The sequence below is a fragment of the Streptomyces spinosisporus genome, assembly GCF_022698145.1.
Taxonomy (GTDB): domain Bacteria; phylum Actinomycetota; class Actinomycetes; order Streptomycetales; family Streptomycetaceae; genus Streptomyces; species Streptomyces spinosisporus.
In genome coordinates this window covers 1-427 of the sequence record NZ_JALDAX010000073.1, presented here as the reverse complement: position 1 = coordinate 427, position 427 = coordinate 1, and the positions used below count along the sequence as shown (strand labels likewise).

The window sequence follows — 427 nt, the reverse complement described above, 5'->3', positions numbered from 1 at the left end:
CGTCACCCGCGGCACACCGTCGTAGTCGATCGGAACGGTCTTCAGGCCGGCCAGACGCTCCGCCACCAGGATGCCCTCGGCGAAGCCGACGTGCGCGAGCTGCAGCGTCGGCACGAGGTCACCGACGGCGGAGATGGTCGGCACGTTGGTGCGCATGTACTCGTCGACCAGGACGTAGCCGCGGTCCATGGCGACGCCCTGCTCCTCGTAGCCCAGGCCCTGCGAGACCGGGCCGCGGCCGATGGCCACCAGCAGGATCTCGGCCTCGAACTCCTTGCCGTCGGCCAGGGTGACCTTGACACCGTCCTGGGTGTACTCGGCCTTGGAGAAGAAGGTGCCCAGGTTGAACTTGATGCCCCGCTTGCGGAACGCGCGCTCCAGCAGCTTGGAGGAGTTCTCGTCCTCGACCGGGACGAGGCGCTTCAGA

Annotated in this window: 1 protein-coding gene; it reads right to left on the bottom strand. The window is 67.9% G+C overall.

Annotated elements, in window-relative coordinates; genetic code table 11:
- The coding region (locus MQN93_RS43760; RefSeq protein WP_242713928.1) for an FAD-dependent oxidoreductase at positions 1-427 on the bottom strand (427 nt) is incomplete at both ends.